This window comes from Marinobacter shunpengi, from assembly GCF_045449695.1.
In the GTDB taxonomy this organism is placed as follows: domain Bacteria; phylum Pseudomonadota; class Gammaproteobacteria; order Pseudomonadales; family Oleiphilaceae; genus Marinobacter.
In genome coordinates this window covers 104,863-126,010 of record NZ_JBJJKZ010000022.1, presented here as the reverse complement: position 1 = coordinate 126,010, position 21,148 = coordinate 104,863, and the positions used below count along the sequence as shown (strand labels likewise).

Here is a 21,148-nt window from a genome sequence, read left to right as displayed (position 1 = left end):
CATCTCCGGACAGGTTCAGGGAAAGGTATCACCAAGAGTATGCAGGATACCCCACACCGGCGACCAGTCGTTAATGGGAAAGCATAAACCCGGCCCTCCTTCCTGCCGGTCTCGACGGAAGGGAGGGCGCTCAGGATCGATACGGGCGTATCAGACCATGACACCGCGAACGGTGAAGTAGAGAATGGCCGCCAGTATCGCGGATACCGGGACGGTAATGACCCAGGCCGCGGCAATCCGGATCAGGTGGGAGCGCTTGACCAGTTCCTCCCGGTAGATCTTCTTCAGGCGCTTGCGCTCCTTCTTGGACAGCGGAATCTCCTGCTTGTGCTTGCGGGCCTCCTTCAGCAGCGCCTCCATTTCCTCCACACTGGCGTTGCGGAAATCATCCAGGAACGGCTGCAGCCGCTCCCGCTCCACATCGTCATGCTTCTCCAGGATGGAGTGGATCTGACTGGCGTAGCTGCGTTTCAGGTATTCCCGCAGGAAACCCACCCCGAACACACCGCCGATGGCGATATGGGTGGAGCTGACCGGCAGCCCGAGCTGGGAGGCCAGGATCACCGTCAGGGCCGCGGACAGGGCCACACAGAAGGCCCGGGTCTTGTCCAGCTCGGTGATTTCGGAACCCACCACCTTGATCACCCGAGGACCGAACAGCAACAGACCCACGGACAGGCCCAGGGCCCCTACCATCATCACCCACAGGGGAATACTGGCGTCAGAGACGATACTGGACGCCGCCAGGGCATCGTTGATGGCAGCAAGCGGACCGATGGCATTGGCCACATCGTTGGCGCCGTGGGCAAAGCTGAGCAGGCCGGCGGCGAAGATCAGCGGCCACACGAACAGCGCATTCACACCGTCGGCATTATTCTCCATGGTGGCCGCACGGCGACTGACCCGGGCGCGGACCAGCAGGAACACCGCAACGGCCACCGCCAGCCCCACCAGCGCGGCCCCCATGAAATCCACGCTGATAACCTTCTTCACGCCCTTGATCATCAGGTAGGTGCCAAAGGCCCAGGCCATGATGGCCACCAGCAGAGGCACAAAGCGGCGGGCGCTGGCCACCAGGTCCCCCTGGTAGAGGATGGTCTTCTTGATCGCGTAGAGGAACAGGGCCGCAATCAGACCGCCCAGGGCCGGGGAAATCACCCAACTGGCGGCGATCTTGGCCATCACCGACCAGTCGGCGATGCCCCAGCCGCCAGCGGCGATACCAGCACCGAGGACGCCGCCCACGATGGAATGGGTGGTGGAGACCGGCGCCCCCATCCAGGTGGCCACGTTCAACCACAGCGCCCCTGCCAGGAGCGCCGCCGTCATCAGCCAGACGAAGCTGGATACATCGTCCAGGCGCTCTGGCGCGATGATTCCGCCCTTGATGGTGGACACCACGTCCCCACCGGCGATGAGCGCCCCGGCGGCTTCGAACACCGCCGCCAGCATCACTGCGGCAAACAGCGAAATGGCCCCGGAACCCACCGCCGGCCCCACGTTGTTGGCAACATCGTTGGCGCCAATGTTGATTGCCATGTAGCCGGCGATGACCGACGCGGCAATCAGCAGGGACTTGTTGGGGATATCACCGCCGATCTGGCCAACCACCAGACCAACAATGACCAGGAAAAACAGGCTGATGCCGATGCGATATCGTTCCGTCGACGGGCTGGTGAGGACCTGATCCGTAAAACCGGTTGATTGCGCCATATCGGGTTTCTCAATGCAGCGAATTGATTGGTGGACGGCACTATAAAATTTCTGACACGGAATTGAAATATTTCTGCCGGGATACGCCCGGGAGTATAGTCCACGACGCGGTTGGCGCCGCCTGCTTCCCGGACCGGACAACCACCGGTTGAGGGTACAGGGCGCCATCGCTACCATAGCGGCCTTTCGACCACTTCCCCGGAGGCAAGGGCACCATGACCGATATCCAGATTCTCGTAGGCAGCGTTTTTGGCGGGGCTCTGATGACCGCCCGCAGGATCAGGGAGGAGCTGGCGTCAGATCAGGTGTCCATTACCGTCCATGAGAAGCCCACACTTGAGAATCTGTCAGAGACCTCCGGCCCGGTCCTGGTATGCACCTCCACCACCGGCCAGGGCGAAATCCCCGAGAACCTGCTACCTTTTTATGTCGAGCTTCGCGACAAACTGCCCATGCAGGAAGGCCGGCCATTCGGCATCATCGTGCTGGGTGACAGCTCCTACGGCGACACCTATTGTGGCGCAGGTGAACTGATGGAGGAAGCCTTCCAGGAAGTGGCCGCCCGCAAGGTGGGGGAGACCCTGAGAATCGATGCCATGGAAACCATGGAGCCGGAGGAGGAAGCCCTGCCCTGGGTGAAGGACTGGATCGACCAGGTAAGCTGAGGGCTCGTAATGTCCTTCTGGCTGGCTGACGAGCCGGTCACACCCAAACCGGGACGAAATTCACATCCTGTACTGTTATCTGTCGGGTTTGTCGGGAATGATGCTGTGCCAGCATGACACTTGGGTAACATGCTTTTAATGTTGATCAGAGGCTCGTTAGTACAAGTGCATTCAACATCCACGGCATAACGATAACAAGACAGGCTTTCTGTGCATCGAACGGCGGTTCTGACAATCCTGCTGAGCATCCTGACCCTGGCCACTCCGGCGACCGGGCTGGCGGATACCCTTGGCGCGGACACGCTGGACGACATCGAGTACCTGCGGCTCGCCCCGGAAGAAGCCGGCCTCACGGCCCAACAGGCGCTGGCCAGGGACGACTGGCAGCCCCTGGCCGGACAGACACCGAATTTCGGATACCAGGAAGATATCTTCTGGTATCGCCTGTCCCTCCCCGCCGGGACATCCCCTTTAATTCTGCTGATCCGCTACCCCCACCTGGATGACATCCGCTTCTGGCCACTCACCAACGGCCGGCCGGGGGAGATCGTTCGTACCGGGGACAGGCTCCCCTACGACCAGCGACCGCTGGACCATCCCAACTTCCTGTTTCCGGCGGAGCGGGACGCCGGTGCGGACAACGGCATCCTGCTGCGCGTACAGACCCAGGGCGCCCACCATGTGCCAATGGAACTATGGGAGCCAGAAGCGCTCTACGCGCGGTTATCCAAGGAGGATCAGCTCCACTCCCTGTACTACGGCACCCTGATGACCATCATCCTGTTCAGCCTGATGGTGTTTGCCGGCCTCCGGGAGAAGATCTACCTGTACTACCTGGCCACCACTGCCAGCTTCCTGTTGCTACTGGCGTCACTTCGGGGCATCACCTACCCGGTACTGTGGCCCGACAGCCCGACACTGCAGAACTACAGTATCCTGCTGGCCCTCCCCCTGGCGGCCATTTCCATCGTCCTGTTCTCCCGGAAGTTTCTGGGGCTCAACCGCATCGGGGGCTGGATCCAGCACTCGGTGCAGGCGGCCACCGTGTTGAACCTGTTCGCCCTGCTGGGCGTGGCGATCTTCGACTACAACCTGTCCATCTGGCTGTCGGTGTCCATCGCCCTGCCCACCTGCATGTTGCTGGCGCTGATCGGTCCCATCCTCTGGGTGCGGGGCCACCCCCAGGCCGGCATCTACACCCTCGCCTGGGGCGCCCTCACCATTGGCAGCCTGATCACCAGTGCCAACTTCTACGGCCTGCTGCCCAACAGCTTCATCACCACCTATGGCGTCCAGCTTGGTTCGACCTTCCAGGCGCTGGTGCTGACGGCCGCCCTCGCACACCGGATCTACCGGGAACGGGAATCCCGTACCCGTTCCCGGGAAGCGGAACTTGCGGCCCTGTCCGCCCAGCGCCGGGCGGAACAGCGGTCTCTGGACCAGGCCATGAGGGAGCCCCTGACTCACCTGCCAAACCGCACCTGCTTCGAGATGAACGCCAGCGAGGCCCTCAACCTGAAACCCGGCAAACGCTGGGCTGTCTGTGTACTCAGGCTCAACAACCTCGCGGCCATCACCAAGACCCTGGGGCACCGTAACTCCGATCGCCTGATGGAACTGGTGGCCCTGCGACTGCACCGGATTGCCCGGGACCTGCCCGGCATCCAGGTCATCGGTCCCCGGGACGAGGACTGCCTCGCCGTGCTGGAGCCGGCCACCTTCGCCTACCTGCTGGATGCCGGCGCCGCCAACAGCAACCCCCGACGCGTGGCCCAGGGCATGGAACAACTCCGCGAGCCCATCGACTACCTGGGCATGCAACTCCCCCTGGACAGCTGTATCGGCGTAGCCCTGTTCCCGACCCATGGCCAGGACCTGAATACCCTGGTGCGACAGGCCTATGTCGCCCAGGAGTCCGCCATCGCCATCGAGAAGGGCCTGGCCTACTATGATCCGGCCCGGGACCCCTACAGCCCGGAACGGCTGACCCTGGTGACGGAATTGCGCAACGCCCTGGAGAACAATGAACTGGCCCTCTGGTACCAGCCCAAGCAGTGCCTGAGACGGAAGGAAATCGTGGGGGTGGAGGCCCTGATCCGCTGGCCCGGGCGACAGCCCCCGGTGCATGCCGACCAGTTGATTGCCCTGGCGGAACAGAGCGGATTGATCCGCCCGCTGACCCGCTGGGTCATGGAGCAGGCCCTGGAGGCTCGGAAGGTACTGCTGGAAGCCGGGCTGGACCTGACCGTCTCCATCAACATATCCCCCAACAATCTGCGGGAACGGGACTTCCCGCTGTTCGTCCAGCGGCTGATGGCCAGCCATCACCAGCACCAGGGCCGGCTGATCCTGGAGGTCACCGAAACCTCGATGATGCAGGACCCGGACAACTCCATGCGCACTCTACGCTCCCTGGACTACGCCGGCATCCCCCTGGCCATCGATGATTTCGGCTCCGGCTACTCCTCCCTGTCCTACATCAAGCAGCTACCGGCCTGCGAAGTGAAGATCGACCGCTCACTGATCACCGACCTGCTCACCCACACCGACGACCGGATCATCGTCAAGACCACCATCGACATGTGCCACAACCTGGGCTACCGGGTGGTGGCGGAAGGGGTGGAAGACGGGGAAACCGCAGCAATGCTGCTGGAGATGAACTGCGACATGGTCCAGGGCTACGTCCTGGCCAGGCCACAACCGCTGGCGGACCTTATCGGACAGCTCCGGTCGGAGGATGTCCGCTCAATGCGGTCGGGGCATCGCTAACGGTCGCGATACCCCGACCAAGCCAGGCCGTTGACTACTTGCCGGACTTGCGACGCCGGATCAGGGCTTCCTGGGCCGTGGAGGCCACCAGCACCCCCTCCCGGTTATAGACACTGCCCCGGTTGAAGCCCCGGCCCTCAGAGGCACTGGGGCTGTCCTTGTGATAAAGCAGCCAGTCATCCATGCGCAGATCCCGGTGGAACCAGATGGCGTGATCCAGGCTGGCCACCTGCATATTCGGGGTCATGAATGCCACACCGTGGGGATTGAGGGACGTGCCCAGGAAGGCGAAATCCGACGCATAGGCCAGCAGGCAGCGATGCAGAATGGGATCGTCCGGCAGCTCGCCCTGGGCGCGGAACCAGCTCTGTTTCTGCGGCGGCTTGATTTCCGGTGCCAGCGGATTGACCGGATCCACCGGGCGTATCTCGATGGGGCGGTTGCGGGTCAGTTGGTCGTGGAACTTCTCCGGCACCTTGTCCAGCAGGTCCTGGTTGAGCTCCTGCTCCGTGCTCAGGGATTCCGGGGCCGGTGCCTCCGGCATGTCCATCTGGTGCTCGAAACCCTCTTCCTCCACCTGGAAGGACACCGAACCAGTGAGAATTTCCTTGCCGTCCTGCCGGGCGATCACCCGCCGCACCGAAAAGCTGCCGCCGTCCCGCACCCGCTGGACTTCGTAGTCGATGGGCGCGCGGGCGTTGCCGGGGCGCAGGAAATAGGCGTGCATGGAGTGGGGCATGCGGCCCTCGATGGTGCGGGTGGAGGCCATCAGTGCCTGCCCCAGCACGTGCCCCCCGAAAAGGTTGGGGAAACCAAGGTCTTCGCTCTGGCCCTGGAAGTGGTCATCGCCGATCGGGGCGAGATCCATCAATTCAACCAGTTCTCTGGTAATGTCCTGCATGCCTGCTCCTGAAAAACACTGATCCGGCAGCACGCCGGTTCGTCGGGACGACCTTGAGGGTCGGTAGGTTACGAGGCGGTAATTTCTACCGGATACTGCCCCTCAGCGCAAGATAGCGAATCCGTGACTACCCGGTGGCTTCCGACGCCGGTTCCAGTACCGGCGGCACTTCCCTGGACAGGGCCTGCTTTTCAATCACATGGTCGCCGGTCACGGCGAATCCCAGCAAGCCGCCCCGGGCGTCACGGTACAGGGCCTTCACATTGTTGCCTTCGCGCTGGACATCCCAGTGGCCATCGCTGCTCTGGGCCGGTGGGCAGACCGCCGTCGGGCAGCAGGGCGTCTTGACCATGACCGGCATGGCGCCCCATTTCACCGGCGTCGGCTCTCCGGTGAGCGTCGCCGCCAGGGCCCGGGCCCCGGCCATCAGCGGCATCACGTACATCAGCACATGCCCCTCCACTTCCGCGCAGTCGCCCAGGGCGTAGATATCCGGTGCGCTGGTGGCCAGCCACCGGTCGGTACGGATGCCATGCTCCACCTTCAGGCCTCCGGCTGCCGCCAGCTCCGTGCGCGGTCGAAGGCCCACTGCGGAGACCACCACATCTCCCTGCAGCATAGCACCATCGCTGAGTTGCACCCGGGCCTGGCCGTTTTCCTCCGACACCGATTCGGCGGCCACACCGAGATGGAACCTCACCCCCTCTGCCTCCAGAGCCTGCCTGACCGCGTCCGCCGCCGGTTCCGGCAACAGCCCCGGCATCACCTGGGTGGACGGCGCCACAACGGTAACCTCGTAACCGCCATTGCGCAGGTCGTTGGCGTACTCACAGCCGATCAGGCCCGCCCCAAGCAGGATCACCCGGCGATGCCCCTCCACCAGCGTGCGGAAATGTCGATAGTCCTCCAGGTCATTGATGGAGCAGACCCGGTCGCAGCCACTGACGGACTCCGGCAGGCGGATAACATCGGCCCCCCAGGCCAGCACCAGCTTGCTGTAGGCGAGACGTTCATCGCCGATCAGCACCTCATGGGCCTCCGGATCAATGCCGGTCACCCGGGTGTGGGTGCGCAACTCCATGTTGAGCTGTTCCGCCATGGCACCGGCCTCTGCCTGGGCCAGCTCATCGGCGGTCTTGGCCTTGGTGAACCCGGTGGAGAGCATGGGCTTGGAATAGCTGGCGCCATCGTCGGCGGTGATCATCATCAGCGGCAGGTCCCGGTCACGCTTGCGCAGTTCCCGGGCGAGGGAATAGCCCGACAGGCCGCTGCCGATAATCACGATGGGAGCCTGGTTACCCTGGGTGGCTGTCATGGTGCTGTTCCTCAACCAATCTCAATCATTTCGAAGTCTTCCTTGCCAACGCCGCAGTCGGGGCATTCCCAGTCTTCCGGCACGTCTTCCCAGGCGGTGCCGGGTTCAATACCATCTTCCGGCCAGCCTTCGGCCTCATCGTAGATAAAGCCACATACCACACACTGCCATTTCCTCACGCCTGTCCTCCTGAAACAAAAAACGGTCCGCGCCCCCTGAATGTCTGGTCCGGCCGGGGCACATGAATTCAGGCCCATAATACGCATACCCGGGAAACCGCTAAAGGACGATTCCGTAATCCATGCCCCGCCCCATGGCCAAAACCATGGCAATCGTTATTTTTGCGTACCTGCCGTCCGGCGCCGATACTCCCTTACCGCCATCATTTTCGCTATACTTGCGCGTTTTACGACAGGATCCGACGACTATGACCAACACCGTCGACGAGCTGAACCAGGTAATGGCGGAAGCCGACTGCCTGGTCCCCGAGCAGCAGGTCTACGAGGCCATCGACACCCTGGCCCGGGACATCACCGCCGCCCTGGAAGACCGTAACCCCCTGCTGTTCTGTGTCATGAATGGTGGTCTGATCCTGACCGGGCAACTGCTGCCACGCCTGAAGTTTCCGGTGCAGGCCGAATACCTACACGCCACCCGCTACCGCCAGGAAACCACCGGCGGCATCCTGGAGTGGAAACTGCGCCCGGACGCCGACATGGACGGCCGCACCGTGCTGATCGTGGATGACATCCTTGACGAAGGCACCACCCTGACCGCCATCGCCGACTACTGCCGCGCCCATGGCGCCAGTGAGGTACTGACGGCGGTACTGGTGGACAAGCAACATGACCGCAAGGCCCGCCCGGACCTGAAGGCGGACTTCACCGGCCTGGAGGTGGAAGACCGCTTCCTGTTCGGTTTCGGCATGGATTATAAAGGCTACTGGCGCAACGCCCCGGGCATCTATGCGGTCAAGGGACTGTGACCCGGCAGTGATCGAACCCGTCGCACGCTCCATCGTTCCCGCTGTACGCTGGTGTCGCTCGTTCCGGCAGGCCCGGCTGCATCAGCCCGACCTGCTGGGCAATGCTGCCTTCTGGCTACAGGTTGAGGGCTCCCTCACCCGCCACCTGCAACTGCGCTGCCGGGAAAGCTTCCACGTGGAAGTGGCCAACGAAGGCTTCTCCCTCCCCAGCCGGGAAGAGGCCCTGACCCTGGGCATCCCCCACCGCCAGAGGGCCTGGATCCGCGAGGTCCGGCTCTGTGGCGACGGCAGGCCCTGGGTGCTGGCCCGCACCATTATTCCCCTGGATACCCTCAATGGCCGAGGCCGCCGCCTTCGCCATCTGGGCCGGATTCCCCTGGGTGCCTGGCTGTTCAGCCACCGGGAATGGAGCCGTGGCCCCTTGCAGGCGGGCCTCTGCCACGGCGTTGACCCCGACGCCCCCCGTTGCGCCCGGCGCTCGGTGTTCTCCAGCGACAACCACCGACTGCTGGTGGGCGAGTACTTCCTGCCCGCGCTGCTCGACCAGCCCCGGTAAACGACCCGACGCCTGTCGCCCATCGCGCAGTCTTACGACACAGCCCGATAATGCTAAACTGCCGTCGTCCGATCACCAGCCGATGGAGTAACCCGATGGCCCAGGCCACCCTCTCACCCAGCCTTCGCAACCGTCTGATGGACTATGCGCAACTGCTGCGCATCAACCGCCCCATCGGCTCGCTGTTGCTGCTCTGGCCCACCTGGTGGGCCCTGTGGCTGGCGGCGGACGGCAGTTATCCCGCCATCGGCAATATTGTGGTGTTTACCCTCGGCGTATTCTTCATGCGGGCGGCGGGCTGCGCCATCAACGATTTCGCCGACCGCAAGGTGGACCGGCACGTCCGGCGCACCAAAGATCGCCCGCTCACCTCCGGCCGTATCCAGCCGAAGGAAGCCATCGCCCTGTTCCTGGGGCTGGTGCTGGCGTCCTTCCTGCTGGTGGTGCTGTTCACCAATACGCTGACGTTCTACCTCTCCTTCGGCGGGCTGGTGCTGGCCTTCATCTATCCCTTTATGAAGCGGTACACCCACCTGCCGCAACTGTTCCTTGGCGCCGCCTTTTCCTGGGCCATCCCCATGGCCTGGGCGGCGGAGGCCGGTGAACTGAGCCGCCTGACCTGGCTGCTGTTCACCGCCAACGTATTGTGGACCGTGGCCTACGACACCCTCTACGCCATGGTGGACCGGGACGACGACCTCAAGATCGGCATCAAGTCCACCGCCATCCTGTTCGGGGATGCGGACCGGGTGATTGTCGGCTGCCTCCAGGCCATGGTGGTGCTCACCCTGGTGATGGTGGGTACCCAGGCGGAGCTGGGCTTCTTCTGGTACCTGGGTGTGGCCCTGATGGCGGCGCTGTTTGGCTGGCACCAGTACCTGGCCCGGAACCGGAGCCGCGAGGGCTGTTTCGAGGCTTTCCTGAACAACAACTGGGCCGGCTTCGTGGTGTTTGCCGGCCTGGCGTTGGACAAGCTTTTCTGAGCCGGTTTGCGGGTGCCGGCCAGATCGTCGACGGAATCCGTATTTTTTCGGATGGGACGCCGCCTTTGTCATAAACTTGTAACAGTTCCCCGTTGTAATGAGGCAGCAACAACTAAAGGACTACAGGTATAAGCGCAATGTCCAAGACCGTTCTGATCGTTGACGATGAAGCGCCGATCCGCGAGATGATCGCCGTTGCCCTGGAGATGGCAGATTACAACTATCTGGAGGCTGCAGACGCCCGCGAAGCCCACGCCCTGATCGTGGACAAACAGCCGGATCTGGTCCTGCTGGACTGGATGCTGCCCGGCACCAGTGGCGTCGAGCTGGCCCGCCGTCTCAAGAAGGACGAAACCACGGCGGAAATCCCCATCATCATGCTTACCGCCAAGGTGGAGGAAGACAACAAGATCCAGGGCCTGGAAGTAGGCGCGGATGATTACATCACCAAACCCTTCTCCCCCCGGGAACTGGTGGCACGGCTGAAGGCGGTGCTACGGCGGACCACGCCAGCGGGCGTTGAGTCCCCCATCGAAGTGGATGGGTTGACCCTGGACCCGGTGGGCCACCGGGTAACCGCACCGGAAGGCGCCATCAGCATGGGGCCCACGGAATACCGCCTGCTGCAGTTCTTCATGACCCACCAGGAACGGGTCTACACCCGCTCACAATTGCTGGACCAGGTCTGGGGTGGCAACGTCTATGTGGAGGAACGCACGGTGGATGTCCACATCCGACGCTTGCGCAAGGCCCTGGGCGACCAATATGATCACCTGATCCAGACGGTGCGCGGTACCGGCTACCGGTTCTCGACCAGGGCTGCCTGATGCCCGGGCTTGCGTCCCCGATGCCGACGCAATCCGCGCAAAAACAACCAGGAGCAGGTCAGGTTTCCATGAATTACAAGTGGTCCCGATATCTGAGGCTGATCCTGGTCATCCTGGCCCTGGCCACCGGGGTTGGAGCCATCTTCGGGTACCCCATGGAAGGCCTGCTTGCCGGCCTGCTGCTGTACCTGGGCTGGACCCTCGCCCAGGCCCGCAAGCTCTACCAGTGGCTGAGCCATCCCGGCGCCGGCCAGGAAGCCCCGGCCAGCATCGGCCTGTGGGGTGACATCTTCGACGGGTTGCACAAGCTGCACCAGGGCCACCTGGCGACCCAGGACCGATTGCTCGCCCAGTTCAACCGCCTGCAGGAATCCACCAATGCCATGCGTGACGGTGTGGTGATGACCGATGCCAACGGCGTGCTGGTGTGGTGGAACGGTTCCGCGTCCTACCTGCTGGGTCTCCAGCGCCAGACCGACCGTGGCCAGCCCATCCAGAACCTGCTGCGCGCGCCCGCCTTCCAGGCCTACTTCGAAAAGCGCGACTACCGCGAGCCCCTGGAACTGAATTCCCCCGCCCGATCCCACCTGCACCTGCAGATCCAGATCAGCCTGTTCGGAGAGGATGACCGCCTGATTGTGGTCAAGGATGTCACCCGCCTGTTCCAGCTTGAGCAGATGCGCCGGGATTTTGTCAGCAACGTGTCCCATGAGATGCGTACGCCGCTGACGGTGATCAGTGGGTACCTGGAAACCATGGTGGACTATTCCGACGAACTGCCGGCCCGGTGGAAGCGGGCCATCGAGACCATGGCCCAGCAGTCCACCCGCATGGAAGCACTGATCACTGACCTGTTGCTGCTGTCGAAACTGGAAACCGGGGAGCAGCACGGCGCCGAAGCGGCGGTGGATATCCGCACCATGTGCGAGCAGATCTGTCAGGACGCCCGGGCCCTCAGTGGCGACTCCGGCCACGAATTCCACCTGGATATCGGCGACCGCCATCACCTGCGGGGCGACGAGGACCAGTTGCGCAGCGCCTTTTCCAACCTGATCTTCAATGCGGTCAAGTACACCCCCGCCAGGGGCAGCATCTACGTGACCTGGTTTACCAACCGCGACGGTGCCCACCTGTCAGTGAAGGACACCGGCATCGGCATCGACCCCATCCATATTCCCCGGCTCACCGAGCGTTTCTACCGGGCCGACCCCAGCCGCCACAAGGAAACTGGCGGTACCGGCCTGGGCCTGGCCATCGTCAAGCATGTACTGCTGAACCACGATGGTGAACTGGAGATCCTCAGCGAGATTGGCGACGGCAGCGAGTTCATCTGCCACTTCCCCCGGGAACGGCTGGCGGAACCAGACCCGGAAGACGAATCAGCGCCTGAAACCAGCAATGAAGTGTGACAGGTCTTCCAGCTTCTTCGGGTCATCGTCCACGAAGCGTACGGTCACGCTGACAAAATCCGTATCCCGACGCTTGTCCACGGCCTGTAGCTGGTGCACATAGCCATTGAGCCGGGCCATCTGGCCGTCCGCCACCTCCAGGTCCACCACCGCCTGGTCGAGAATACCCGGAAAGGCCTGGTCCCGCCGGGCAATGACCCGGACCTCCGACAGGGTAATGTCCTTGATCACACACTTGAGGGTACTGTCGGCAAAGCGGATAGCCGCCACCACCAGGCGACCGTTGCTGGCCGACTTCCGGGGAGCGATTTCCGGCGCGCTGTCGGCAACGATGGATTTGGCGCCGGTAAGCAGATCGGCGGAATCCCGGAAGGCGTCACCCTGGGCCGGCGGTTTGCGCCCGCCCTCGGCCATCGCCCGTTGCAGGGTCTTGCCCATCACCTTCATGACCTTCCGGCTCAGTCCCTCGGGGCTGAACGGCTTGCCCAGGTATTCCGAGACCCCCTCCTGCACCGCCTCCACCACGTGGCTCTTGTCGCCCCGACTGGTGATCATGATGAACGGCACCTGGCGGTAGTGCTCTTCGGCACGCACCCACTGCAACAGCTCCAGCCCGGACATCTCCGGCATCTCCCAGTCACAGAGGATCAGGTCAAACCGGGCACGGGACATCAGCGACTGGGCCCGGCGACCGTTCTGTGCCTCAGTCACCTCGATCACCGGGAAACGCTGGCGCAGGGTGCGTTTCACCAGATCCCGTACAAAACTGGCGTCATCAACCACCAGCGCTTTCAGTACTGCCATAACTCTGCCATCCTCGATTCGCCCGCCGTTCACACCGTCCCTTAATGGCGCTGGCATGGACTGTTTACCGTGATCCCAAACACGCTACTATAGAGCCTGTTCAACAGGACTGAGAGGTTTACGTGGTCAAGACCCTGAAATACCGACAGCGGATGTCATATCCCTTCACCCAACAACGTTTGTTCACCGCCCTGATGGTAACCGGCAGCCTGGCCCTGACGGGTCTGTCCCCGGCCACCCTCGCCGACGACAGTGCCGACCAGCCGCGGGAACCCGCCGATTTCCAACAGTGCCTCACCCGTATCGGGCAACAGGCGGTAGCCGAGGGAGTCTCCCGGGATACCGCCGATGTTGTCCTGGCCCGGGCGGAATTCCTGCCGCGGGTGATCGAGCTTGACCGCCATCAGCCGGAGTTCACCACCACCTTTGCCGACTACCTTGGCCGGCGGGTCAGCGAGACCCGCATCGAGCGTGGCCGCGAAATGCTGGAGCAACACCGTGAGCTGCTGAACCGGGTCAGCGAAGAAACCGGCGTGCCCCCCGCCTACCTGGTGTCATTCTGGGGCCTTGAAACCAACTATGGCAGCTATTTCGGAAAAATGCCTGTTCCCAGCGCCCTCGCCACCCTGGCCTGCGACAAGCGACGGGGTGACTATTTCTCCGGGGAACTGGTGTCCGCCCTGAAGATCCTCGACGAGGGCGCCATCGAACCGGACCGCATGGAAGGTTCCTGGGCCGGCGCCATGGGCCACGTGCAATTCATGCCGTCGGTGTTCCTCCGCTACGCCACCGATGCCGACGGTGATGGCCGCCGGGACCTCTGGAACAGCGTACCCGATGCCATGATGTCCGCCGGCCGGTTCCTCCAGAGCATGGGATGGGACCCGGACTACCGCTGGGGACGCGAGGTACTGCTGCCCGAAGGATTCGACTATTCCATGACCGGGGCCGGCAAACGGACCCTGGCCCAGTGGAATGCGCTGGGCGTCACCGATATACACGGCAATCCACTGGCGGAAGAGCCCATCAAAGCCAAGCTGGTGGTTCCCGCCGGCCACCGGGGCCCCGCCTTCCTGGCCTATGACAACTTCCGGGTCATCATGGGCTGGAACCGGTCCGAGTACTACGCCATTGCCGTGGGTCACCTGGCGGATCGCATCGCCGGCGCTGACGGGCTGAAAAACCCGCCACCGGAGGACGTTCCGGCCCTGTCCCGGGACGATGTGCAGAAACTGCAGTCCGCCCTCAATGCCCGGGGGTTTGACTCTGGCCACCCGGACGGCATCCTCGGCCCCAACACCCGCTCCGCCATTCGACGCTTCCAGTCCAGCGAGGGTCTGATCGCCGATGGTTTCCCGGGGCCGGAACTGCTGGAAAGCCTGGGAGTCCAACCGACATCGTCATGAACGGACAGCACCAGGATATGACGCTATGGATTCCATAACCCAGGCGGTCCTGGGCGCCTCCATCGGCGGAGCCGTGGCCGGACGCACCCTTGGCCGGGTAGCGTTCGTCGGTGGTGCCCTGCTGGGCACGCTGCCAGACATGGACGTGATCATCGACTACGGCAGCGCCATCGCCAATTTCACCCAGCACCGGGGGTTCAGCCATTCCCTGCTGGTGCTGGTGCCGTTGGGCATAGCCCTGGCCCTGACCTTCCATCGCTGGAAACCCCAGCTCTCCCTGGCCCGCTGGCTGGCCTTCACCCTGCTGATCCTGGTGACCCATCCGCTGCTGGACTGCCTGACCACCTACGGCACCCAGCTGTTTTGGCCCTTCGGCCCGCCCGTGGCCACCACCAGCATATTCATCATCGACCCGCTCTATACGCTGCCGCTGCTGGCGGCTGTGGTTTATGGCGTGTGGAAGCCCTCCACCCCCCGGGCCCAGGGAGCGGCGCTGACGCTATCGTCCCTCTACCTGGTCTGGGCCCTGGGCGCCCAGGCCCTGGTGGACGGGCGGGTTGGCAATGAGCTGGCCACCCAGGGACTGTCGGAGGCACCACGCATGGTCCAGCCCATGCCCTTCACCACGCTGTTGTGGCGGGTTACGGTACTGGGGGAGGATGAACGGCTGGAAATCGTCACCGGGCCACTGGAGGGTGACCAGCCACTAACCATCGAACGCTTTCCGAGAAACCCGGTCCTCATCGACCGCGTTGCCTCATTCCCGGAAGGTCAGCGACTGATCTGGTTTACCGGAAGTTTCCTCGACGTGTTCGAGCGCGATGACCGGTTGCTGGCCACCGACATCCGGCTGGGCGTACCCGGCGCCCATCCGTTCACCTTCGTCATCGCCCGCCGAAACAGCCAGGACCAGTGGACCGCCACCAACAGCACCCAGGAGCCACGCCCCGCCATGCGTGACGACGCCCTGCGGGCCTTCTGGTCCCGACTCACCGGTGAGGCCGATGTCCTCTGCATGGCCACTTCCGAAGCGCTGCCCGCCGGCGAGACTTGCTCCTGACCATGCGACTGGACGCCTACCTTTCCCGCTGCACCAGCCTGTCCCGCAAGGACGCCCGCCGCGCCATCAAGGCCGGCCGGGTACTGGTGGATGGTGATCCGGTCAGCAAGGCATCAGCCCCGATACCGGACCCGGCGGCCGTTACCCTGGACGGCGAACCGCTGTCGCTGCCCGGGCACCGGTACCTGATGCTCCACAAGCCGGCGGGCCTGCTGAGCGCCACCACCGATGCCAGCCAGCCGGTGGTGACCGACCTGTTGCCGGAGGAACTGGCGACCCGTGTGCACCCGGTGGGTCGGCTGGACCTGGACACCACCGGCCTGCTGTTGCTGACCTCCGACGGTCAGTGGTCCCACCGGATCACCTCCCCCCGACACCAGTGCCCCAAGACCTACCGGGTGACCCTGACGGAACCGCTGACGGACGATGGCTGCCGGCAACTGGAAAGCGGGGTCTATCTGCGCCATGAAGACCGCACCACCCGGCCCGCGGTGGTGGAGCGACAGTCCGACACCGTGGTCGACCTGACCATCACGGAAGGGCGCTATCACCAGGTCAAACGGATGATGGCCGCCATCGGCAACCATGTGGAGACCCTGCACCGCCACCGGATCGGCTCCGTGACACTGGATGACACCCTGGCACCCGGCGAGTTCCGGAACATGACCGAGGATGAGATCCGCCGGTTGGCGCTCCCCGGGTAACGCTATCAGCCGCGCTCGAAACGCCCCGCCTCCAGGTTCTTCCTGACCCTGCCGGCCTCGAACACCTCCCCGTTCATGGCCACATACACCCCCGGGGGCAACAGGCCCACTGCCGCCACCGCAAAGCCGAGGTTAAACACCGCATCGCTGCGGCGCATCCTGGCCGGCTGCATCGCGCCAAAAAGCACAATGGTCTTGTCGGCCATGCCAGACAGCACCGCCGCCGTACTGGCCATGGTGTCGGTACCGTGGGTAACAATGATCCGCTGCTCCGGGCAGGCCTCCACCGCGTCCCGTACCCGCCGCCGGTCGGCATCGGTCATCTCCAGGCTGTCCTTGCGGAGCAGCCCGGTCATGCACCAGGGCACGGTGACGTTCGCCTCCTCCAGCAGTTCGGGGAGCAGGCTGTCACCGACCGCAAACTCGCTGTTGGCGTCGTGGTAGATCTTGTCGATGGTGCCACCGGTGGTGAACAGATGGATCATGGCGGTTCTCCTGTGAAATGACGGAATACGGGACCTCCCCGGACGCCCAGACTGCCATGATAACCGATACGCCCGCTCACACCGGACTGACCCAAATCAACACCGACCTGTGGTATACGGTCTACCCTGAGCCATACTGGACACACCGGAGGCTTACCATGAGCACACCTTTTGCCGATCTGCAGATGCTGGACCGGATGGCCGGCCAGGACACGGAATTTGCCCGCTGGCGCAAGGGCTATGGTGTTATCCGACACCTGCCCGACACCCAGCACCAGGCCCTGAAACTGGCGGAGCAACTGGTGTCCGACGGCCTGCAACCGGATACCGCCACGGTGTTCCGCGTCCTGGCGGCCCTGGACCGGCTGACCAGTGCCGGCCTCTGGCTGGTGGTGCACATGACCTATGCACTGCGGGTACGCCCCGATGGCACGGCCCTGCAATCCGCAGACTTCAAGAGCAACCCGGAGGGCCATACCGGGGGCGCCCTGAACATGGTGCCGGGCTACGCCGCCTACATGGCCCTCAACGCTCTCACCGGTGAGACCCGTAGCTGGCTGATGGGCCAGGGACATTGCGTGGCGGCCATCGAGTCCATCAATGTGCTGCTGGACAACCTGAACCCGGAGCAGGCCGTCCGCTATGGCGGCGTTGGTGGCCTCGACCGGCTGGTCACCGACTTCTACAGCTACCGCCAGCGGGCGGACGGCCGCAACGAGGCGCCCCTGGGCAGTCACGTGAACCCCCATACCGCTGGCGGCATCCTGGAAGGGGGCTACCTCGGGTTCGCGGAACTCCAGTATGTGCACATGCCCCTGCCCGGAGAAACCCTGGTGGCCTTCCTGTCCGACGGTGCGGCGGAGGAGCAGCGGGGCAGTGACTGGGCGCCCCGCTGGTGGCGAAGCGAGGACTGTGGCCTGCCCTTGCCGGTGATGATCGCCAATGGCCGGCGTATCGAGCAGCGCACGGAACTGGGCACCCGCGAGGGGCTGGATGGTTTCATCACCCACCTCAAGCGTGCCGGTTTCGATGCCATTCGTTTCGATGGCCGGGATCCCGCCGCCTTCGTCTGTACGCTGTTCACCATGGAACGATGCCTCAGGACCGCCGCCCGGGAGTATAGCCAGGGCCTGCGCCGCTACCCCCTGCCGGTTCCCTACGGCATCGCTGAAACCGTCAAGGGCCATGGTTTTTACGGGGCCGGCAGCAACGCCGCCCATAACCTGCCGCTACCTGGCAGCCCCCGCCATGACGACAGGGCCCGGGAGCTGTTCAACCACCACACCGGTATCCTCCATGTGCCTGAGACCGACCTGAGGGACGCCGTCGGGCTGCTGCGTAATCACCGGCGCCAGCAGAGGCCACGGGAGAAGGACCATCCCCTTGCGGTAAGGGCCCCGGACACGCCGGCCGTTCCGGAATTACCAGCCCGGAACGATACCTGCTCGCCGATGCTGGCGGTGGACGATTTCTTCCAGGCCCTGGTGGCCTGCAACCCGCGACTGCGCCCCCGGGTCGGGAATCCGGATGAACTGGCCAGCAACCGGCTGTCCGGTGTCCTCAGCGCCCTGCGACATCGGGTGGACGACCCGGAGAATGACCAGGAATCGGTCCACGGCATGGTCATCACGGCCCTGAACGAGGAAGCTGTGGTGTCCGCCTGCCTGGCCAACAAGGGTGGCCTGAACCTGGTGGCCAGCTACGAGGCCTTCTGCGTCAAGATGCTGGGCGCCATTCGCCAGGAACTGATCTTCGCCCGTCACCAGAAGGAGCTGGACCGGCCCGCCCAATGGCTGGGGTTCCCGGTGATCGCCACCTCCCATAGCTGGGAGAACGGCAAGAACGAACAGTCCCACCAGGACACCACCTTCTGCGAGGCCCTGCTGGGGGAAATGAACGACATGGTCCGCGTGCTCTTCCCGGCGGACTACAACAGTACCCAGGCGCTGCTGCCGGAGATCTACACCAGCCGTGGGCAACTGGCCTGCATGGTCATTCCCAAGCGCGACCGGCCCTGCGTCTTTACCCGGGAGGAAGCCCGGCAACTGGCCCGCACCGGGGCCCAGATGGTGGACGAAGACCTGTCGCAGGGCACCCCGCTGTTGCTGGTGGCCAATGGGGCCTACCAGCTCTCCGAACTGATCCGCGCCAGTGAACGCCTGCGGGACGCCAATACCCCGTTCCGGCTGGTATACGTCCAGGAACCGGGCCGCTTTCGTGACCCCCGGGACCGTTTCGAGGCGACCGGCACCCTGCCAGAGGCGGACCGGGAACGGCTGTTCCCCCGGGATTACGCCCACCGGGTGGTGCTGACCCATATGCGCCCGGAAGTCTTCCGTGGCCATGCCACAGGCATTTGCGGTGGCAACGGGCACACCCGGGTACTGGGCTATATCAACCGTGGCGGCACCCTCAACGAGGCGGGCATGCTGTTCGCCAACCACTGCACGTGGGCCCACGCCCTCGCCCGGGGTGCCGAGCTGTTGGGCCGGCCGGCCAGCGACTTCCTCACCGATGAGGAAATTGCGGCCGTGACAGGTCACGGTGATCCCCGCGTCCTGACGGCATAGTCACCCCTGGGCGGATGTCCCGGCGCCCTTCAGAAGTTGACGAAAATCCGCTGTCGGCATGGGGGCCGCTCGCAGGTACCCCTGGAAGCTGTCGCAGCCGAGCGCCGCCAACATCCCTAGCTGGCGATCCTGCTCCACGCCCTCGGCCTGAACCTCCAGTTCCAGGGCCTGCCCCATGCGGACAATGGCCTTGACGATGCCCTGCCCGCCACCACCGGCGGCGGTGAGTTCATTCACGAAACTGCGGTCGATCTTGAGTTTGTCCACCTTGAAACGACGGAGGTAGCTGAGGGAGGAGTAGCCGGTGCCGAAGTCGTCGATCGCCAGCCGCACCCCCGTATTCCGGATCTCGCCCAGCAGTTGCGCGGTGCGCTCACCCAGCGTCAGAAGACTGCTCTCGGTAAGCTCCACCTCCAGCTGGTGGGGCGGCACCCCGGCCTCGCTGACGACCCGTTTCAGGAAGCCGGGAAAATGACCACGCTGCAACTGGCGGGATGAGACATTGACCGCCACGAAGCCCGGCTCCAGCCCCTCATCCAGCCATGCCCGTACCTGCCGGGCGGCCTCTTCCACGACCCAGCCGCCCAGGTCGACGATCAGGCCGGTCTCCTCCGCCAGGGGGATGAATTCACCGGGCGAGACCAGTCCCCACTGGGGATGGCGCCAGCGCAGCAGGGCCTCTGACCCGATCAGTTCACCCGAGGCGACGGCGTAGACCGGCTGGTAGAACAGTTCGAACTCACGGCGCGCCATACCGGTGGTCAGGGCCTCCTCCAGTTCCAGCCGACGCCGGGCCAGACGGGTCATATCGGCGTTATAGAAAGCGAAGGTGTTCTTACCGGCCAGCTTGGCCTCCGACAAGGCGGAGTCAGCCTGGCTGAACAGGCGGGAAACATCCTGACTGTCACTGTCCCGGTTACCATCGGCCAGGCAGATACCGATACTGGCCCGGACCATGACCCGGGTGCTGTCATTCAGCCGGAAACCGGCGCCCAGGGCATCCAGCAACCGGGTGGCCAGGTGTTCCACCTCTTTCTGGTCGGTTACATGGGGTACCATCACCACAAATTCATCGCCGCCGAAGCGGCCCAGTTCATGGCCATCGGACAGACACTGCAGGATGCGCTGGCCGGCCATCTGCAACAGCCGGTCACCAAGCTGGTGACCGTGGGATTCGTTGATGGTCTTGAAATCATCCAGGTCGATGAAAAGTACCGCCACCCGGTTGCGACCCTCCCCGGAGGTCTGGCGCAGGGCATTACGGATGTGTTCGGACATCATCGCCCGGTTGGGCAGGTCGGTCAGGGGGTCATAGAACGCCAGGTAACGCAGGCGCTCCTTGTCGGCCTTTTCCTCGGTAATATCGGTGACAAACAGCACGTAGTAGGCAACGTTCTTCTTACGATCGTTCACCCGTGTTACCGTCACCCACTGGTTGTAGAGGGAACCGTCCCGGCGCCAGGCAACCACCTCACCCTGCCAGAGGCCGATCTCGTCCACCTCACGCCAGAGTTCATCGTAGAACGCCTCGGTGTGGGCGCCTGAGCGAAATTCCGAGAGCTGCCGACCCAGGATACGGTCCAGTCTGTTCCCGGCCATGCGTTCAACGGCCGGGTTGGCATAGATGACCCGGTGGTCCGCATCCGCCGCCAGGATGCCGGTATGGGCCTGCTCGATCATCGAGCTCTGCAGTGACATGAAGCTGGAGGCATGCTCCAGCCGGCGAATGGAACGATGGAACAGCCAGCCGATCACCAGGGCGCTGGCCGCCACAAAGAACCAGTCCTTGAAAGTCTGGGCCCTGGACAGCACATTATAGCCAGCATCGGCAAACAGCCAGGCCACCAGGTCATCGGAGAAGAGAATCCACAGGCTCCCCAGCGCCAGGTAGATCAGGGCGATTCCCAGTGGTGATGTCCTGGCGTCTGGTAAGGACACGACGAGCACCTCCGCAACTCCGACAACAAAACCTGATGTCCCCTGGCAGGAGCCCGCT

The 21,148-nt window shown here is 63.9% G+C and carries 18 protein-coding genes; 11 read left to right on the top strand and 7 right to left on the bottom strand.

The features are described from left to right. Positions 1-150 precede the first annotated feature (150 nt). A complete protein-coding gene (locus ACJO2E_RS19080; protein WP_406965968.1) occupies positions 151-1,713 on the bottom strand; it encodes an inorganic phosphate transporter in 1,563 nt (520 codons plus the stop codon). Between the two features lie 215 nt (positions 1,714-1,928). Between ACJO2E_RS19080 and ACJO2E_RS19075 the strand changes: the two genes are divergently transcribed. Beyond that, a complete protein-coding gene (locus tag ACJO2E_RS19075) occupies positions 1,929-2,378 on the top strand; it encodes a flavodoxin (RefSeq protein ID WP_406965967.1) in 450 nt (149 codons plus the stop codon). Between the two features lie 210 nt (positions 2,379-2,588). Continuing rightward, a complete protein-coding gene (locus tag ACJO2E_RS19070; protein ID WP_406965965.1) occupies positions 2,589-5,147 on the top strand; it encodes an EAL domain-containing protein in 2,559 nt (852 codons plus the stop codon). A 34-nt stretch (positions 5,148-5,181) separates the two neighbouring features. On the opposite strand, the gene tesB is transcribed toward ACJO2E_RS19070, so the two are convergent. From tesB to ACJO2E_RS19055, 3 genes are all read right to left on the bottom strand, one after another. Then, positions 5,182-6,048: an acyl-CoA thioesterase II gene (gene tesB / locus ACJO2E_RS19065; RefSeq protein WP_406965964.1), complete on the bottom strand. Its 867-nt coding sequence runs from the start codon at positions 6,046-6,048 to the stop codon at positions 5,182-5,184. Between the two features lie 127 nt (positions 6,049-6,175). Beyond that, positions 6,176-7,363: an FAD-dependent oxidoreductase gene (locus ACJO2E_RS19060; protein WP_406965962.1), complete on the bottom strand. Its 1,188-nt coding sequence runs from the start codon at positions 7,361-7,363 to the stop codon at positions 6,176-6,178. Between the two features lie 11 nt (positions 7,364-7,374). Beyond that, positions 7,375-7,542: a rubredoxin gene (locus tag ACJO2E_RS19055; RefSeq protein ID WP_406965961.1), complete on the bottom strand. Its 168-nt coding sequence runs from the start codon at positions 7,540-7,542 to the stop codon at positions 7,375-7,377. Between the two features lie 248 nt (positions 7,543-7,790). Here ACJO2E_RS19055 and ACJO2E_RS19050 point away from each other — a divergent pair, with 248 nt between their 5' ends. The 5 genes from ACJO2E_RS19050 (at position 7,791) to phoR (ending at position 12,123) form a co-directional block, all read left to right on the top strand. Further along, positions 7,791-8,348, top strand: a complete 558-nt coding sequence (locus ACJO2E_RS19050; RefSeq protein WP_406965960.1) for a hypoxanthine-guanine phosphoribosyltransferase — start codon at positions 7,791-7,793, stop codon at positions 8,346-8,348. Between the two features lie 7 nt (positions 8,349-8,355). Continuing rightward, entirely contained in the window at positions 8,356-8,904 is a 549-nt protein-coding gene (locus ACJO2E_RS19045) for a chorismate--pyruvate lyase family protein (protein WP_406965959.1), read from the top strand. Positions 8,905-8,999: 95 nt separating this feature from the next. Beyond that, entirely contained in the window at positions 9,000-9,887 is an 888-nt protein-coding gene (ubiA, locus tag ACJO2E_RS19040) for a 4-hydroxybenzoate octaprenyltransferase (protein ID WP_406965958.1), read from the top strand. A gap of 137 nt (positions 9,888-10,024) precedes the next feature. After that, positions 10,025-10,714, top strand: coding sequence for a phosphate regulon transcriptional regulator PhoB (gene phoB, locus ACJO2E_RS19035; protein WP_406965956.1), 690 nt, complete (start codon positions 10,025-10,027; stop codon positions 10,712-10,714). Positions 10,715-10,782: 68 nt separating this feature from the next. Next, on the top strand, positions 10,783-12,123 hold the full coding sequence (gene phoR, locus ACJO2E_RS19030) for a phosphate regulon sensor histidine kinase PhoR (protein ID WP_406965954.1): 1,341 nt from the start codon (positions 10,783-10,785) through the stop codon (positions 12,121-12,123). Here the strand turns inward: phoR and ACJO2E_RS19025 are convergent. Further along, the gene (locus ACJO2E_RS19025; protein WP_406965953.1) at positions 12,094-12,927 is read right to left on the bottom strand and encodes a response regulator; all 834 of its coding nucleotides are present in this window, start codon (positions 12,925-12,927) and stop codon (positions 12,094-12,096) included. The two genes, phoR and ACJO2E_RS19025, sit on opposite strands and share 30 nt — an antisense overlap. 194 nt (positions 12,928-13,121) lie before the next feature. Here ACJO2E_RS19025 and ACJO2E_RS19020 point away from each other — a divergent pair, with 194 nt between their 5' ends. From ACJO2E_RS19020 to ACJO2E_RS19010, 3 genes are read left to right on the top strand one after another with little or no spacing between them, the layout of a single operon-like run. Continuing rightward, a complete protein-coding gene (locus ACJO2E_RS19020; protein ID WP_406966190.1) occupies positions 13,122-14,333 on the top strand; it encodes a lytic murein transglycosylase in 1,212 nt (403 codons plus the stop codon). Between the two features lie 25 nt (positions 14,334-14,358). After that, positions 14,359-15,393, top strand: coding sequence for a metal-dependent hydrolase (locus ACJO2E_RS19015; RefSeq protein WP_406965952.1), 1,035 nt, complete (start codon positions 14,359-14,361; stop codon positions 15,391-15,393). After that, positions 15,384-16,097, top strand: a complete 714-nt coding sequence (locus ACJO2E_RS19010) for a pseudouridine synthase (protein WP_406965951.1) — start codon at positions 15,384-15,386, stop codon at positions 16,095-16,097. The genes ACJO2E_RS19015 and ACJO2E_RS19010 overlap by 10 nt, the downstream gene beginning before the upstream one ends. 5 nt (positions 16,098-16,102) lie before the next feature. Here ACJO2E_RS19010 and ACJO2E_RS19005 read toward each other — a convergent pair whose 3' ends face one another. Then, the gene (locus ACJO2E_RS19005; protein WP_406965950.1) at positions 16,103-16,582 is read right to left on the bottom strand and encodes an asparaginase domain-containing protein; all 480 of its coding nucleotides are present in this window, start codon (positions 16,580-16,582) and stop codon (positions 16,103-16,105) included. A 158-nt stretch (positions 16,583-16,740) separates the two neighbouring features. Here ACJO2E_RS19005 and ACJO2E_RS19000 point away from each other — a divergent pair, with 158 nt between their 5' ends. Next, the gene (locus ACJO2E_RS19000; protein WP_406965949.1) at positions 16,741-19,152 is read left to right on the top strand and encodes a phosphoketolase family protein; all 2,412 of its coding nucleotides are present in this window, start codon (positions 16,741-16,743) and stop codon (positions 19,150-19,152) included. Here ACJO2E_RS19000 and ACJO2E_RS18995 read toward each other — a convergent pair whose 3' ends face one another. Then, positions 19,153-21,090 carry a putative bifunctional diguanylate cyclase/phosphodiesterase gene (locus ACJO2E_RS18995; RefSeq protein ID WP_406965948.1) on the bottom strand — a complete coding sequence of 646 codons (1,938 nt, stop codon included), beginning with the start codon at positions 21,088-21,090 and terminating at the stop codon, positions 19,153-19,155. Between the last annotated feature and the right edge of the window lie 58 nt (positions 21,091-21,148).